The sequence below is a fragment of the Clostridium sp. JNZ X4-2 genome, from assembly GCF_054889485.1.
On the sequence record NZ_CM142685.1, the window covers coordinates 2,325,518 to 2,342,383 of the forward strand.

General features: G+C 33.1%; 17 protein-coding genes and 1 riboswitch. Of the genes, 4 read left to right on the plus strand and 13 right to left on the minus strand.

Annotated features, from left to right (window positions below; all coding sequences use genetic code 11):
* Positions 1-14 precede the first annotated feature (14 nt).
* The 5 genes from argF to recQ all read right to left on the minus strand — a co-directional run bounded on the left by argF (position 15) and on the right by recQ (position 6,326).
* Entirely contained in the window at positions 15-1,019 is a 1,005-nt protein-coding gene (gene argF, locus ACYUJ6_RS11145) for an ornithine carbamoyltransferase (protein ID WP_461842856.1), read from the minus strand.
* 20 nt (positions 1,020-1,039) lie between these two features.
* Complete coding sequence (locus ACYUJ6_RS11150; RefSeq protein ID WP_461842857.1) at positions 1,040-1,840, minus strand: ABC transporter substrate-binding protein; 801 nt, start codon at positions 1,838-1,840, stop codon at positions 1,040-1,042.
* A gap of 201 nt (positions 1,841-2,041) precedes the next feature.
* A complete protein-coding gene (locus tag ACYUJ6_RS11155) occupies positions 2,042-3,061 on the minus strand; it encodes an NADH:flavin oxidoreductase (RefSeq protein WP_461842858.1) in 1,020 nt (339 codons plus the stop codon).
* Positions 3,062-3,200: 139 nt separating this feature from the next.
* Positions 3,201-4,103 (minus strand): fumarylacetoacetate hydrolase family protein, encoded by a 903-nt coding sequence (locus ACYUJ6_RS11160; RefSeq protein ID WP_461842859.1) that lies wholly within the window; start codon positions 4,101-4,103, stop codon positions 3,201-3,203.
* A 75-nt stretch (positions 4,104-4,178) separates the two neighbouring features.
* Positions 4,179-6,326 carry a DNA helicase RecQ gene (gene recQ / locus ACYUJ6_RS11165; RefSeq protein WP_461845493.1) on the minus strand — a complete coding sequence of 716 codons (2,148 nt, stop codon included), beginning with the start codon at positions 6,324-6,326 and terminating at the stop codon, positions 4,179-4,181.
* Positions 6,327-6,685: 359 nt separating this feature from the next.
* Between recQ and ACYUJ6_RS11170 the strand changes: the two genes are divergently transcribed.
* The gene (locus ACYUJ6_RS11170; RefSeq protein WP_461842860.1) at positions 6,686-7,516 is read left to right on the plus strand and encodes a YitT family protein; all 831 of its coding nucleotides are present in this window, start codon (positions 6,686-6,688) and stop codon (positions 7,514-7,516) included.
* Positions 7,517-7,614: 98 nt separating this feature from the next.
* Here ACYUJ6_RS11170 and ACYUJ6_RS11175 read toward each other — a convergent pair whose 3' ends face one another.
* Positions 7,615-7,848 carry a glutaredoxin family protein gene (locus ACYUJ6_RS11175; RefSeq protein ID WP_461842861.1) on the minus strand — a complete coding sequence of 78 codons (234 nt, stop codon included), beginning with the start codon at positions 7,846-7,848 and terminating at the stop codon, positions 7,615-7,617.
* A 189-nt stretch (positions 7,849-8,037) separates the two neighbouring features.
* Between ACYUJ6_RS11175 and ACYUJ6_RS11180 the strand changes: the two genes are divergently transcribed.
* On the plus strand, positions 8,038-8,226 hold the full coding sequence (locus tag ACYUJ6_RS11180) for a hypothetical protein (RefSeq protein ID WP_461842862.1): 189 nt from the start codon (positions 8,038-8,040) through the stop codon (positions 8,224-8,226).
* A gap of 142 nt (positions 8,227-8,368) precedes the next feature.
* On the opposite strand, the gene ACYUJ6_RS11185 is transcribed toward ACYUJ6_RS11180, so the two are convergent.
* From ACYUJ6_RS11185 to ACYUJ6_RS11215, 7 genes are all read right to left on the minus strand, one after another.
* Positions 8,369-9,385 carry an ABC transporter substrate-binding protein gene (locus tag ACYUJ6_RS11185; RefSeq protein ID WP_461842863.1) on the minus strand — a complete coding sequence of 339 codons (1,017 nt, stop codon included), beginning with the start codon at positions 9,383-9,385 and terminating at the stop codon, positions 8,369-8,371.
* A complete protein-coding gene (locus ACYUJ6_RS11190; protein WP_461842864.1) occupies positions 9,382-10,125 on the minus strand; it encodes an ABC transporter permease in 744 nt (247 codons plus the stop codon). Before ACYUJ6_RS11190 ends, ACYUJ6_RS11185 begins: the two co-directional genes overlap by 4 nt.
* Positions 10,122-10,877 carry an ABC transporter ATP-binding protein gene (locus ACYUJ6_RS11195; RefSeq protein WP_461842865.1) on the minus strand — a complete coding sequence of 252 codons (756 nt, stop codon included), beginning with the start codon at positions 10,875-10,877 and terminating at the stop codon, positions 10,122-10,124. Before ACYUJ6_RS11195 ends, ACYUJ6_RS11190 begins: the two co-directional genes overlap by 4 nt.
* A gap of 2 nt (positions 10,878-10,879) precedes the next feature.
* Positions 10,880-11,539 (minus strand): thiaminase II, encoded by a 660-nt coding sequence (gene tenA / locus ACYUJ6_RS11200; RefSeq protein WP_461842866.1) that lies wholly within the window; start codon positions 11,537-11,539, stop codon positions 10,880-10,882.
* Between the two features lie 89 nt (positions 11,540-11,628).
* A riboswitch (TPP riboswitch) is annotated at positions 11,629-11,740 on the minus strand.
* 78 nt (positions 11,741-11,818) lie between these two features.
* Complete coding sequence (locus tag ACYUJ6_RS11205) at positions 11,819-12,427, minus strand: ABC transporter ATP-binding protein (protein WP_461842867.1); 609 nt, start codon at positions 12,425-12,427, stop codon at positions 11,819-11,821.
* A gap of 49 nt (positions 12,428-12,476) precedes the next feature.
* Positions 12,477-13,226 (minus strand): ABC transporter permease, encoded by a 750-nt coding sequence (locus ACYUJ6_RS11210; RefSeq protein WP_461842868.1) that lies wholly within the window; start codon positions 13,224-13,226, stop codon positions 12,477-12,479.
* Complete coding sequence (locus ACYUJ6_RS11215) at positions 13,189-14,187, minus strand: ABC transporter substrate-binding protein (RefSeq protein ID WP_461842869.1); 999 nt, start codon at positions 14,185-14,187, stop codon at positions 13,189-13,191. Before ACYUJ6_RS11215 ends, ACYUJ6_RS11210 begins: the two co-directional genes overlap by 38 nt.
* 435 nt (positions 14,188-14,622) lie before the next feature.
* On the opposite strand from ACYUJ6_RS11215, the gene ACYUJ6_RS11220 reads away from it, so the two are divergent.
* Both ACYUJ6_RS11220 and ACYUJ6_RS11225 read left to right on the plus strand, forming a co-directional pair.
* Entirely contained in the window at positions 14,623-15,684 is a 1,062-nt protein-coding gene (locus ACYUJ6_RS11220; protein ID WP_461842870.1) for a sugar phosphate nucleotidyltransferase, read from the plus strand.
* A gap of 21 nt (positions 15,685-15,705) precedes the next feature.
* Positions 15,706-16,866: a glycosyltransferase family 4 protein gene (locus ACYUJ6_RS11225; RefSeq protein ID WP_461842871.1), complete on the plus strand. Its 1,161-nt coding sequence runs from the start codon at positions 15,706-15,708 to the stop codon at positions 16,864-16,866.

A 16,866-nucleotide genomic window follows, 5' to 3' on the forward strand; every position in this document is an offset into this window, starting at 1 on the left:
AATATTCCTTCTTTCTAAATATTACTGCATAGAGTTGCTACCATAACTGCTTTTATAGTGTGCAATCTGTTTTCTGCTTCATCAAATACTACGGAATGCTGACCTTCAAATACATCTTCCGTCACTTCCAAAGCTTCATATCCAAATTTCTTGTATATATCTTCTGAAGTATCCGTCTCTCTATTATGAAAGGCTGGAAGACAATGCATGAATTTCACATTTTTATTTTTACAGGATTCAATAAGCTTGCTGTTTATCTGATATGGCATTAAAGTCTCAATTCTCTTTTTCCATAAAGCTTTATCCTCCCCCATGGAAAGCCATACATCAGTATATAAAACATCCGCCCCTTTTACACTGCTGTATATATCATCACTTATTGTAATATTTCCTCCATTTTGCTTTGATATTTCTTTACACTGCCCAATTAGCTCATCATCTGGGAACAACTCCTGAGGAGCTGCAATCTTGAAATTCATTCCCATTTTTGCAGCCCCTATCATAAGGGCGTTTGCCATGTTATTCCTTCCATCACCAATGTAAATAAAATTTACATCTTTCAGAGGTTTATTCACATGCTCTTCCACAGTTAAAAAATCTGCTAAAACCTGAGTGGGGTGATCTTCATCTGAAAGTCCATTCCATAAAGGTACTTTTGAATACTCTGCAAATATCTCCATGTTTTTTTGTGAAAATCCTCTGTATTCCACTCCATCAAACATTCTTCCCATTACCCTGGCGGTGTCTTTTACTGATTCTTTTTTACCCATATGGCTTCCTGCAGGGCCTATATAAGTCACCGTAGCACCCTGGTCATAAGCCCCCACCTGAAATGAACATCTTGTTCTCAAAGAGTCCTTCTCAAATATCAATGCAATATTTTTCCCCTGCAGTCTCTTCTTTTCCTTTCCGCTATGTTTCTCTTCCTTCAATTTTTTTGAAAGTTCCAGCAGGTATTTTATCTCCTCTTGTGAAAAATCTTTTAATGTTAAAAAACTTTTTCCCTTTAAATCAACCATAAATATCTCCTCCTTAAAAATCAATCTTTATAGGCATCAAAGCCAAACCACTTTACTGAAAGTTTTGAAAGCGTTCCATCCTTTTTCATATCTCCTATGATCTTGTCAACTTCCTTTTTCAGTGAATCGTCACCTTTTCTATAGGCTACTCCCATGGGTTCTTTGCTCAAGGCACCTGGTACCATTTTAAATTCACCTTTTTTCTTTTGGATATAATATCCGCCTACCTGTTCATCCATTATAGCAGCATCCACCCTGCCTATGGACATATCCTGGAAGGCTTCCGTTATCTTGTCGTATTTTTTTGTTTCCTTCACACCTTTTATTCCATTTGCCACCTTTTCTCCGGTGGTACCTAGCTCACAAGCTATAACCTTTCCCTTTAAATCTTCTACTCCTTTTATATCTTCTCTTCCATTTTTTACTGCAATAATCTGCCCTCCATTTATATAAGGTATGGAAAAGTCAGTATTCTTTTTTCGTTCATCCGTTATACTTATGGACGCAATAGCTGCATCAAATTTATTTGAATCAAGTGCCAATATGAGTCCATTAAAATCCATAACTAAGAAATCTGCCTTCACTCCCAGTCTTTTTGCCACCTCATTGGAAAAATCCACGTCAAATCCTACTAATTTACCACTGCCATCCCTGAATTCCATAGGTGGATATCCTTCTTCAGTCCCTATTGTGATTTTACCTGATTTTTTTATTTTATCCAGCAAATTTGAATTTGCATTGCTCTTAGTAGTCTGCCCACAAGCTGTGAATAATACTACGCTGAAAATAATTGTAATCATGATTGCTATTTTCTTTTTCATTATCGTCCCCCTAATTTATAATAATCCAATATAGTATAACAAAATAATACCTTGATATATTTTATAATTATACATATATATTAATAATAATGCAACATACTTTCAGATATTTACCCAAATTTATTTACCTCATAGGATAAATCACAGTATAAAAAACTTACAATAATAACAAGTATTATTGTAAGTTTTCTAATTTATATTTTATATATGATTTATACATCTAATTCCCTTATCTGTCATACACCTGCTGCAGGAAATGCAGCTGGATTTAGTAGTGGATCCGCTAAGCCATTTGTTTATAAGATCGGGCTCGCATATAAAAGGTCTTGACATAGAAAAATACTCTATATGTGTATTATTCAGTATATCATTCATATTGAACACACTCCTGTTTAACCCGTCTAGGATCACAGGGCATTTTACTTCCTCCGCTACTTTTTGTGCATATTTTTTAAATAGAATCTCTGATTTTCCTTCATCCCTGAAATCTTTAATATTTCCGCTAATCTCTATAGCGTCTATACCAGCCTCATCCAATAGCCTGCACAGATAATTCCAATCATCAAAAGCAACCCTTTTTTCTTCCACCTCAGAGGAGTTTATCTTTATAAATATATTAAAGTTCTTTCCCACCTTGCTGCGCATTTTATTGTATACTTCAAATATAAACTTAGCTCTATTTTCCACGCTGCCGCCATAATCATCAGTTCTAGTATTATATATGGTACTTATAGTTTTGCTAAGGAAGCATCCGTCAGCTCCATGAATTTCTACCCCGTCAAAATCACATTGTCTGGCCCTGTAAGCAGCATTTGCAAAAGCATTTGCTATATCTTTCATATTTTCTTTTGAAATCCTATCTGAAAATTCAGAAGTATCCATCTGTCCCTTTGAACTTGTATATCCATCCCTCTGAGCAATTTGCATAACTATATCAGAATGATTTTCATGAACTATATCCGTTAACTTTTTATATTCCTTTATAAAACAATCATCATATATGGACAACATATTACGCCTTGGCTTTTCATCCTCAAATATATCGGTACATCCAGTTATTATGAGTGCCACTCCCCCTGAAGCCAGATTCTTATAAAGCTGAAGTAATTCAGAAGTAATATGTCCATCTTCCGAGGCCATATTCTCCCGGGTTGCAGAGCGCATAAATCTATTTTTTAGTTTCAAATTATTTATATAGGTTGTATCAAATAATGATTTCATAATAAACCTCCAAATAACTTTATAATTTAAACTTTACTACATTATACTTTAAGCTATGAAATTTTACAAAAATACAACCTAATCACCTGATCACCTAATCCATATCTTTAACTCCGCAAATTATTATATTTTTCAAATTCTATACAGTTTCCACTACATTATTTATAAGGCTTCCTATTTTCTCAATATAACATTCTACCATATCTCCATTTTTTAATGCCTTAATAGGATCAAAACCCATTCCCACACCGCTGGGAGTACCTGTGGATATAATATCCCCTGCTTTTAAAGTCAATCCCCTGGATAAATCACTTATTATATAAGGTATATCAAAAATCAAGTTTTTAGTATTGGAATTTTGCCTCACTTCTCCATTTACCATACATTTAATATCTAAATTAACTGGAAAAGGTATTTCATTTTTATGTACTATGCAGGGCCCCATTGGGCAAAAAGTATTCAGGCTCTTCCCCTTAAACCACTGAATATGCTTTCCTTGAAGATCCCTAGCCGACACATCGTTTATTATAGTGTATCCAAAAATATGTTCTTCCACATCTTCTGCCTTTATATCTGCACCATCTTTTCCTATTATAACTGCAAGTTCAGCCTCATAGTCCACCTGCCTTGTAACTTCAGGGGAAAATTCAATATTATCTCCAGTTCCCACGGCAGGCGATGCCACTTTTGTAAAATATATAGGTTCGCTTGGAATACCATTTCCTGATATTCTGGTTATTTTTATTTCCCTGGCATGTTCTACGTAATTTTTCCCAAGGCAAAATACATTTCTCCTGGGATAAGGTATTGGAGCTTTTAATCTAACTGAATCCAGTGGAATAGACAGAGTACTTTTATTGTTTAAAAAATACTGAAGCTTATTTAACTTATTATCATCCAAATACTCTATAAACTCCTGCATGGTCTCAGGTGGATCTTTTTCTCCAATACCTTTAAATAGGTTTTTAAGATTTAAAATAGAACTTCCCTTTAAAATTCCTATATTCTCTTTTTTTTCATAAACATAAGTCACAAATTTCATATTATCACCCCTTTTTATAGTTTAAAAAATAGCTATTTACTATATTAATAATATATAAATACTAATGATCTAATTTTAATTATTCAAAATATAATCTTTAAGTATGACTGCCTTTATCTTATCATAACTTATATTATCCGGAAGAGACTCTTTAATAGGTTTTAATTTAGACATACCCAATTTTTCTATAACTTTTAAAACCTTATTTTCTTCATCTGTTGTAAATAAATTATCAAATTTTACATTCAAATTAAATTTTTCTCCCTCCTCCAGGTATTTTGTAATATGAGATATCACCGTAGATACCGTAAGATCTCTTTTCCTTGAAATTTCCTCTATACTCATATTATCCTTGATCATATTTATGGTGATTTGAAATGTTTTCAACTTATTGCCTTTTCCCTCATGATTTTTTTGCAGCTCCCCTTTAAAAAACCAGCTGGGCTGTATTTTATTTTTTTCTACATATTCTCTTATGATTTTTAAAAATCTATTCCCATACTTTTTAAGCTTTAGTTCTCCAACTCCAGATATATCAAGCATCTGCTCGGAAGTTACCGGATATCTGCTGCTAAGCTCCCTTAAGGTAGTGTCTGCAAATACCAGATATGGAGGAATTGATTCTTCATCAGCTATTTCTCTTCTGCAGCTTCTCAATGTTTCAAATAAATCACTGTTGGTAATTATTTTTTCTGCTTTAGCCGGCTCTTTCAAAACCACCTTTTCCTCTCCTTTTAATATTTTTACAGACTGAGAATTTAATATTACCATGGGATACTCCCCTTCTTTCAAAGAGATATAACCCTGAGCTATAAGTGTATTTATAAAATTAGAAAGCTGACTTTTTGAGTAATTTTTCATTATACCATAGGTAGATATCCTGTCAAATCCGTACTGAAGCACCTTTTTTTGCGAAGATCCCCTTAAAACATCCACTATCATATTCACGCCAAATTCTCTTTTCATCCTGTAAATACAGGAAAGTACCTTCTGGGAATCCACAGTCTTGTCTACATATTCTCCTTTTCCTATACAATTGCTGCAATTTCCGCACTCTTCATAATCCACATGTTCCCCGAAATAATTCAATATATATTTTCTCAAGCAGCCATTGTAGTGGACAAAATCCACCATATACTGAAGTTTTTTATATTCGTTTGTTCTTCTTTCCGGAGATTGTATACTTGTTTCTATTAAATATTTTTGGGTAATTATGTCTTGAGGTGCAAACATGAGTATACATTCGCTTGCTTCCCCATCACGCCCTGCTCTGCCTATTTCCTGATAATAACTTTCTATATTCTTTGGTATATTATAGTGAATTACAAATCTTACATTTGATTTATCAATACCCATTCCAAAAGCATTAGTGGCAACTATTACATTTATTCTGTCATATACGAAGTCCTCTTGATTTTTTTTCCTGTCCATGCTGGATAGTCCGGCATGATATCTCCCTGCAGATATATTATTTGCCTTGAGTTTTTCATATAAACTATCCACTTCTTTTCTGGTAGCTGCATATATTATACCTGACTGTTCTCCATTGGTCTTAATATAGTTCAGCATATGCTGAAATCTATTTCCAACCTTTAAACATTCTATTCTTAAATTTTTTCTATCAAACCCGGATATAAAAACAGCAGGATTGTTTAATTTTATCTGGTTTACAATATCCACTCTCACTTCTTCTGTAGCAGTAGCTGTAAATGCGGTAACTACAGGTCTTTTGGGAAAATCATCTATAAATTTCCAAATATATGTATAACTCACCCTAAAATCGTGTCCCCACTGTGAAACACAATGAGCTTCGTCCACTGCCACCTGGGAAACCTGCATGCTTTTAATAAGATGGCAAAAATCAGGGGAGCCCAGTCTCTCAGGTGCCACATACAGTATTTTTATATCTCCGTTTTTCAGCTCCGAACATATATTTAAAATTTCACCTTGAGAAATGGAACTATTTATATATGCAGCTCCTATGCCTAAATCTTTTATACTGTCCACCTGATCCTTCATAAGAGAAATCAAAGGGGATATTACTATAGTTATACCTTTAAAAAGCAGGGCCGGTATCTGATAGCATATGGACTTTCCTCCTCCTGTGGGCATTATAGCCATAGTGTCCCTCCCACTTAATATGCTTTCAATTACGTCATTTTGATCTCCTCTAAAGTTTTCATATCCATAGTATTTTCGTAAAGCCTTTAAAGCGCTGTTAATCAATGACTTCACCTCTATATTTTATATATTCTAAACAAATTATAGCATATAAAATTATGGTTTTAAAATTGTCACTTATCTTAAAATATCTGCGTAAAATACTTATATGAAAATATTATATAAGTTAATAAATAATTATCTTGATATATATACCTTAATTCATTATAATGAGTATTGTAAATAATAATTGGCAATTTATCTAATCAGATGGTAATTTTAATTATAAAATGTATTTATACTCATAATGGTATTAATTCATTATTTTTAGACAAAATCTGCCATATGAGCAAAGTCTTTCATCCCAAGGGGACGGAGGGCTTTTATAGTGCTTATGTTTTTAAAAATAGGAGGGAAGTGGAATGAAAAAAAATTTAGTTGATTTAATCGTAATTTTATTGGCATTATTTTTATTTTCTTTTGCTTTGAACGTTTTTCTTGCACCGCATAAAATTGTGCCGGGCGGGGTTTCTGGACTAGCAATTGTACTAGAGTCTGTACTGCACATAAGGAAGTCAATATTAATAGGTATTTTTAATATACCCATTTTTATTTTGGGATTATTTACACTGGGTAAAAGGTTTGTGTTGAATACAGTGTTAGGTGCTTTTTTAGTCCCTGTGTTTGTAGAATTGACCAATAATATTGCCCCCTTTACCAATGATATCCTCTTATCCTCCTTGTTAGGCGGTGTACTGACAGGTATTGCTTTAGGGATGCTTTTAAGCAGACAATCTTCCGTAGGCGGTACAGATACCATTGCTAAAGTCATATCCAAATACACCCATAAACCTGTAGGAAAAATAATGATGAGTATAGATCTGTCAATAGTAATGTTTACCTGCTTTGTTTTTGGTATAGAAAAGGCTCTCTATGGCATAGTAACGGTATATTTGATTGGAAGAGTTGTAGATATATATATTAAGGGTTTTACCGATTCCAAGTCAGTATTTATAATCTCCGACAGAGTTGAAGAAATCAATGATTTGATTCTAACCAAACTACATGGGGGGACTACCAAAATTGAAGCAAGAGGCGGATATACAGATGACAAACGTGATATATTAATGTGTCTTGTGACAAATTCGGAGCTGGTAAAACTAAAAAGATTAGTAAGAGAAATTGATATAAATGCCCTGGTTTTAATACAGAATTCTTATGAAGCCTACGGCAAGGGATTTGGCACAGCTTAATTTATTTAAGGAAACCTTATTCATTTATATAAAAGGAGATTCAGGAATAAAATAATTTTTATCCCTAAATCCCTTTTCTCACTTTATAGCAAATTTTATCATCGAATATTCAAAAGGCTTTCTACTTTTGATTCATTAAATCCCACAAGATATTCACCATCTATAACTATGACTGGAACTGATCTATATCCTTTTTTCATTAGTTCCTTTCTGGCATGGGCATCTGTAGTAATATTATGTTCTGTAAAATCTATATTGTTTTTTGTAAAGAACTCTTTTGCACTGTGGCAGTACTGACAGGTACTAGTTGTAAATATGTCTACCTTACTCATAAAAACCATCTCCTTGTAACATTTACCTTTCAAATTTATAATATCATATTGATGTATATAATTCAATAATAGTTATTAAATAATACAGAATATATTTAATAACATGAATAAAGACTGAATTTTATTAAGCCAAATATGAATAAAATCATTAATTCTTACAAAATCTATTAATGGAAAGGTGGGAATGAGATGGATTTAACAACAGAAGATATGATAAAAAATAAGCTTCTTGATGTACAAGAAAATGTAAGAGACTTTCAAGAGTATTCAAAGAAAATAGATAATAAGGAAATCAATGAAAAGTTCAAACAATTTGCAGAGGAATCTGCATTGGAAGCACAGGAATTGGAAAAATTGCTTAATAAATATGGCAAATAATCTAATTTAAATTTTTATAGAGAGAATTTAATCTCTCTATTTTTTATTCAAAGCTGCACTCTCAGTTTTTTCAAAGTTGTGGATAAATACTTATATATCCGGATCTTTAAGCACAGCTTTATCACAACACAGTTCACAATGGTTATTTATTATAATCCAGAACATTTACATAAAAATCTTCTGCATTTACATCCTTTTTTAGAAGTCCCTGTTTTTTTAACCAATCTATATTGTTCTGCCATACTGCTTTATCCTGACTTAAAAAAGGTTCATCTTTTGACTCCATTTTAGGCAAAAGTATACTGAGACTCTTTTCTTCAACAGCTTCTTTAAGTGGGAAACTGCCTTTTTGCTGATTGTCCATGAGTATTTTCAATGATTTATCCGGATTATTTTTCGTATACTCAAATCCCTTCTGTGCGGCTTTCATAAATTTTTTGATGGTTTCAGGTTTTTCCTTGAGAGTTTTGTCACTGGTTACAAATACTTCTTCATAATAATTTGGCACTCCATATTTTGAAGGATCAAAATAATTTACAGGATGATTTTCATTTTGCATCATCAATACTTCATGATTTATAAGTCCGCCTGTAGTTGCATCCACTTTTTTAGTTACCATGGATGATAAAAGATCAAATCCTACATCCACCATTTTAACATTCTCAGGGTTTCCCCCGTCTTTTTTAACCATGGTCTTTACGTACTCAGTATTCAATGGATTTCCCGAATAACCTACGGTCTTTCCCTGAAGATCTTTGGGAGAATTTATACCATTTCCCTTTAAAGCTATTATCACATTAAGGGGAGTATGTACTATTGCCCCCACAGATTTCACAGGCACTCCCTGATTTGCCCTTGCAATTACAAGATCCGGCTGATAGTAAATTCCCAAAGTTGCCTTCCCTGCTGCTGGAAGAGTAAGAGGATCTGTAGGATCTGACGGGAATTTAATATTTACTTTAAGTCCCTCTTCCTTGAAATATCCTTTTTCAATGGCTGCATATATAAAAGTATGTATAGCATTGGGATACCAGTCAAGCACCAGATCCACATTTTCCAATTTACCATTATCCTTTTGGGATGATTTACTGCCGCATCCCGTTAAACCAACCAGCATTAAAGCTGACATGATAAAAGCTAAAATTTTTATTTTTTTCACACTTCATTCCTCCCTTTTACTATTTTATTTTCAAGCACACTTATAATTTTAACCATAACCAGTGCAACTGCAGACAATATTACAATAGGGGCAAAAACTCCCGCACCATCCAGCTGTGTCATCATTCTCTTGCTGAAATATCCAAGGCCAGCCTGTGCTCCCAGCCATTCACTTATAGCCGCACCTACCACACTCAGCGGAACTGCTATTTTAAGAGCAGAAAAAAAATAAGGAAGTGCTGCCGGAAACTTCAATTTTATAAATATATCCTTTTTACTGGCACCATATGTAAATAGAAGTTCCTCCATATCCCTTCTAGTGGAACGAAGGCCGTCATATACATTTATTGTTATAGGGAAAAAAGTTATGAGTATGGTTACCAATACCTTACTCCATATTCCATATCCAAACCACAGCACAAATATAGGTGCAAGTGCAGTTATGGGCACTGTCTGAGTTACAATTACGATAGGATAAAGAGCTCTCTGCACCTTTTCACTGATATTCATGGCAGCAGCAAGAAGCACCCCAAATATTATGGATATTCCAAGTCCCTCAAAAGTTACAAGAAGAGTTGCCGGCAGATGAACCAAAAATAAAATATCTTTCAGTTCCCATATTTTTTTTACAATTGCCGTAGGGGATGGAAGGATATACATGGCATCTATATATCTGGCAATTCCCTCCCAGGCTGCAAAAAATAACAGGCATATTATTATGGATGATCTGTATTTTTTCACAGCCTGACCCCCTTTTTCAATTCATTTATAAGCTCACTCTTTATTTCTAACATATCAGGGCTGTCAAGCATATCCCTTGTACGCGGATAACTTAAATCCACTTTTATTTCCTTAAATTTTCTTATGGGACTTCCATCTGTTATAAATATTTTTGTTGATAAAAAAAGTGCTTCTTCTACATCATGTGTTATGAACAACACCGTTTTATTTAAATTTGACCATTTATCTAAAAGCCACTCCTGCATGGAAAGCCTTGTTATTGCATCCAGTGCACTAAATGGTTCATCTAAAAGAAGCATATCCGATCCTGTAAGAAGAGTTCTTGTAAAAGAAACCCTCTGACGCATACCTCCTGATAAATCCCTGGGGTATTTATTCTTGTATTTTTCAAGTCCAAAGGCCTTAAGTATTTTTTCAGCTTCATATCTGGCTTTTTTAAAATCCTCTCCCTTGATTTCAAGAGGCAGTGAAGAGTTTTGAAGTATAGTCCTCCAGGGTATTAAAAGATCATTTTGAGGCATATATCCTATATATCCTTTTTTAAGGGTATTGATATTTCTATTTTCTAAAAATATATCTCCCTCAAAAGGTCTTTCCAATTTGCAGATAAGCCTGAACACAGTGCTTTTCCCACACCCACTGGGACCTACTATACTTATAAATTCACCTTTGTTCACAGTAAAATTCAAATTTTTTATTATGAAATCAGGGTCTTCATCATATTTAAAACTTATATTTTTAAATTCCAGCACAATTACATCCCCTTTTTATATGACATATCCCAAAACATTCTTTCATATTTACTGGTATTTATAAAAATTTCTTTCAATCTCTTGAATTTTTCCCTGGATATATCTTCAGTCATATGATCAAGCAGATCAATTGTCCACCGTGTTTCCCTTTCATAATCCTCTGATGCATATCCCCTTATCCACTGTCCATAAAATTCATGCTGGGCGGCACCATCTATTTTGCTCAGTTTTTTTCCAATTAAGTAATAACTCCACATACAAGCTAGAAGTGAGGCCGTCAAATCCATTAAATCACCCATCTGGGACACTGACAACATATAATTTGTATATGAAATATTTTCAATGGAAGCTCTGGTATTCTCTATATCCTTTTTTCCAATGCCAAGTCTCTTCATATAAGCCCTATGTATATTCATTTCCCCATTTAATATATTATCCACCATTTTGGAAAAGCCCCTCATAGTAATTTCTTCATTGGATTTAACCACTCCAAGAGCATATATTTTTACATAATCCAAAAGATATATATAATCTTGAATCATATAGAATTTGAATTTATCTATCTCCAAACTTCCATCTGCTATTCCTTTTATGAAAGGATGCTGATAATAAGAATCCCATATGTCCTTTACACTGTCGTACAATTTCATAGATGTCTTCATGTAATTCCCCCCTTTTTCAGTTCACAGTTCACAATTATTTTCATAAAAAAAGGCACAACCTTCTGAAGAGGTTTGTACCTTTACTCGCTAAATTACATGTGGCCTCTTCCTACGCTGGCATTAACCAGATCAGGTATAAATAGGGTCTAAGGATTTAATCCTTACTCTCAGCCGGTAATACCAGCCCCCCTGGGATATATGACGTATTTAATTTTATATATTACACAAACACCAATTATAGTACTACAATAATTGAAATTAATCAATATCTCATTGCATTTACTCCAGTGAATAAACTATATTGCCTAGTTCATCTGCTTCTTTTTTATCATGGGTCACCAGTATAATTGTTCTTTTATTTTCCCTATAAAGTGATAAAAATTTCTTTATTATGTCACCTTTCAGTCTATCATCCAGACCCTTAAAAGGTTCATCCATTAAGAGCAAATCACTTTTGTAGGCAAAGGCCCTGGCAAGTGCAACTCTTCTCTTCATACCACCGCTTAATTCCCTGGGAAATTTATCCCTGCAATTTGACAATTCCACCATGCTTAAAAATCTATTCACAGTAAAATCCACCTGAATTTTACTCATTGTTGACTTCAATACAAAGGCTATGTTTTCGTACACTGTAAGATGTGAAATCAATCTATCTTCCTGAAAAATATAAGATAGCCTGCTGCTCTCCAAATGAACCTGTCCGCTATAATCCTTTTCAATTCCGCTTATGATATTTAAAAGAGTGGTTTTACCGCAGCCTGAAGGCCCCAGGACCGCTGTGATTTTGTTTTTTAGAAAGTTCACATTTAAATTTGTAAATACAGGAATTTCCCCATAGGACTTATTTAAATTTCTAATCACGACTTCGTACTTATCATTATTTTCCATACAGGCTGCCTCCCTTTATACTTACCCATTCAAATTTTCATATTACAAATCACTTTTTTACATCCAAATAATATTTAAATATCTTTTCAAACATAAAACTCAGTATTACAACTACAATAGTCCATGCAAACAGCTCCTGAGTTTCAAGAGTCGTTTTAGAATTCAATAGATTCAATCCTATGGAATAATTGGGTGTACTCAATACTTCTGATGCAACTGAAACCTTCCATCCAATTCCAAGGCACATGAGTATACCTGATACAATATAATTTTTTATACCGGGAAGATATATGTCTTTTAATAAATATTTTTTCTTCACCTTATATATATTTGCCATCTGAATTAGCTTTTCATCCACAGACTTTATTCCCTGAATTACATTTGTGTACACTATTGGAAAACATATGAGAACAGCTGTAAAAATAACCACATAGGATGAAGTAAACCAAATTAAAGCTATGATAATTATGGACATAACCGGAGTTGCCTTCATTGTAATTATAAGAGGATCTAGAATTTCCTCTATAAATTTGTTGAGGCCTGCAGCTACACCAAGCACAATGCCCACAATTATAGATATTAAAATTCCTGAAATTACCCTTATTATGCTGCTAAAAACACTTTTCCAAAAATAAACTTCCTTCATTAAAACAAATAGTGTTTTTATTACCTCAAAAGGTGATGGTAAAAGGAGTGAATTATTTATAAAAAGGGAGCAAAACTCCCATATAGACAACCAGAATATTAATATAAATAATTTTTTAATTACCTTTGGTTCCACTGTAATAGAAATTTTCATCCGGTATCTTTCCCCCAACAGATTTTGGATCACTTTCATATAAAACTTCATAGAATTTTTGAAGGATTTGTTTTCCATCTTTTGCACTTATAAATACTATATTGCTGTTTGGTATGGCCAGCTCTACCACTTTAGCCTTTGGAATTATGCCATGTTTTTCCATGAGTTTTCCAGCCTCTGTCTTCTTTGAATTTACAAAGTTCACAGATTCCCTGTATTTATTTAAAAAGTTATCTAAATCTTTTCCCCTTTTATCTATAAAAGATTTTCTAAATACTATAGTTCCCATAGCCAGCTTACTTTGCCCATTGGAGGCTTTATCCCATTCCTTGGTTAAATCTACAGGTACCTGCAAACTACTGTCTTTCATCTTGGTTGTAGTTACAAAAGGTTCCGGAAGTACTGCTAAATCCACCTTTTTGGCCGCTACTGCTGCTGCCAAATCACTGTGACTCATTTTATAATCAATAATTACATCTTTTCCAGGTTCCAGACCATTTTTTCTCAATATGTAATTTAATATGAATTCCGGAGCAGCTCCCTTATCACTTGAATAAATGGTTTTCCCTTTTAAATCAGCTATACTTTTCACCGTATTGCCATTTTCCACAATGTATAGAACACCTAAAGTATTTATTCCCACAAGTTTAATTGAACCTTTTGTCTTATTATATAAAATTGATGCCAAATTTGAAGGCACCGCTGCACCATCCAATTCTCCATTTATAAGTTTGGAGGTTATCTGATCTGGTGAATCATACAGAGTGATGCTGTAGTTCTCTTTATCTTCCATAAGTTTTGCCATACCCATTCCGGTAGGTCCTTTCAAAGCCGCAATTTTAATCTTTTCCTCTTTAGTCTGAGATTGAGTATTACCAGAACCATTAGAACATCCTGCCGCAAACAAAGTTGACATTATAAGTGCCAGAACCATAATAAATATACTCATTTTCTTTTTCATAAAAAATCCCCCGTTTAATAATTTAGTCGTAATCATAATAACATAGAATTCTATTCTATTATAACATTATTTCTTTAGATTTTAATTACATTAAAGTAATTTTATATATAATTCATCAGGAGAATTATGTTGACATAATAATAATATTATACTACAATGGATTTATTAGCAATTCATGGCAGTGAATACTAATAATACATGGCAATTTAAAATATTCTTAATTTCACATTTGCAAATTCATATCTTAAACTGATCTTTTATTTTTTATATAGGGTTCAGCAATAGTTGTAAAATATTACCTTAAAATTATATTCATGAATATAATTTCTATTTAGCATATACACAATAACTAGAGCTATTTGGCAAATAACATTTTTTTAAATAAAAATGTTTATTCAATATAAGAAATTTAATTAACATAAGGGAGGAATCAACATGAAAGCATTACTTTTAGCTGGGGGTAAAGGTACCAGATTAAGACCTCTAACAGACAAGTTACCAAAACCCATGGTCCCAATTATGGGAAAACCGCTTATAGAAAGAGTAATAACAAAATTAAAAGAAGCCGGAGTTACTGAAGTAGTTCTAAGCACTTGTTATAAATCGCATTACATTGAAAATTATCTGGATAATGGTTCAAAATTAGGGATAAAAATAGATTATGTTTCTGAAGATATGCCTCTTGGTACAGGTGGTGCCATAAAGAACTCTGAAAAATTTTTTGATGATACTTTCATAGTTTTGAATTCTGATATAGTAGACGATATATCCTATAGAGACTTGGTACAATATCACAAAAAAAAGGGAGCCTCAGTTTCCATAGCTATGACAAAAGTTAAGAATCCCTCTCAATATGGAGTTATAGAATTTGATGAAAATAACTATATAAATGCCTTCAAAGAAAAGCCTAAGGAGGGAGAAACAAGTTCAAAATGGATAAATGCTGGAGTTTACGTGTTTGAGCCGGATATTTTTAAGGAAATACCTAAGAATAAAATAGTTTCTGTAGAAAGGGATGTTTACCCTCTGCTGCTTAAAAAAAATTATAAAATGGCAGCCTATGAATACAATGATTACTGGATTGATGTGGGAACCTTAAAAAAATATATACAAGCACACGTAGACATACTTCACAGCAGATGCCGCAAGTTTAAAAAAGCTAATAACCTTTCGGACATAAAAAACATAATCTTTAAAAACAACAATGTAAAAATAAATCCCCGTGCAAAAATAATAGGACCGGTATTTATAGGGAACAATTCTATTATCGGAGCTGGCGCTCAAATAGGTCCTTATGCAGTTATAGGAGATAACTGTCATATAAATCAAATGAGTACTATAAGCAGAAGCATACTTTGGGATAGGGTAAAAGTAAATGAAAATGCAAATATAACAAACTCAGTAATAGGCTCGGGCTGCACCATAGATAAATATTGCAACCTGCTTAATACAGCCTATGTTTCAAATAATTATAATAACAATCTACTTGCTATATAAAAAACTAAAGAGGTGATACCATTGAGTAAAAATATAGTCTTTTTAAGCACTTATCCTCCAAGGGCATGTGGGATAGCCACATTTACTGCTGATTTGGTCAAAAATCTTGAAGATAAATTTCCCTCTAATAATTATAAAATAGCTGCCATCAGTGATGAAAATTATAAATACGGGAAAAATATATGGTCTACTTTAGATCAATTTGACAGGAAGGCTTATGTCCACCTTGCGAACCTGATAAATAATTCCGATATGGACTTAGTTGTAATAGAACATGAATATGGAATATACGGCGGGGATTGTGGGGAATACTTATTGGATTTTATAAACAGTTTAAAAATTCCCTTTATAGCCACCTTTCATACCATATTGTCAAAACCAAATAAAAAGCAGAGGAATATACTAAAAATATTAGGCAGTAAAAGCAAAAAAATTATTACCATGGGAGAAAACTCTATAAAAATTTTAAATCAGGTATACAATATACCTGAAAATAAAATCATAGTAATACCTCATGGAGTGCCAGATATCATTGTAGAGGGAAAAGATCCTTTAAAAGAAAAATTGGGCTATGAGAACAGAAGTGTAATAAGTACCTTTGGTCTTTTAAGCTCCGGGAAGGGTATAGAATATGGTATAGAAGCTATAAGCCAGGTTGTAAAAACTCACCCTGATGTACTCTATTTAATACTCGGTCAAACTCATCCTTGTGTAAAAAGAACGGAAGGAGAAAGTTATAGAAATAATTTACAAAGTTTAGTATCAAAATTAAATATAAAAGATAATGTGAAATTTGTAAACAAATATCTTACGAAAAAAGAAATAGTCCAATATTTAACCTTGTCTGATATATATATGACCCCTTATCTTGCAAGTGAACAGGCAGTAAGCGGCACATTGGCTTATGCTGCCGGATATGGAAAGGTAATAGTATCCACACCTTACAGATATGCAGAGGAAATGTTAAAGGACAATAGGGGAATGCTTGGAAAATTTAAAGATTCAACTTCTCTGTCACAAGCAATAACATACTTGCTTGACAATCCAACAGCCAGAAAAAACATGGAAAAAAACATGTTTGACCTGGGCAGAAAGATGAAATGGCCTTACGTTGCAAAACAATATGAAAATTTATTTTCAAATATAATCAAGGCTGATAAAATCGCAAAGCAGGTGGTGTAA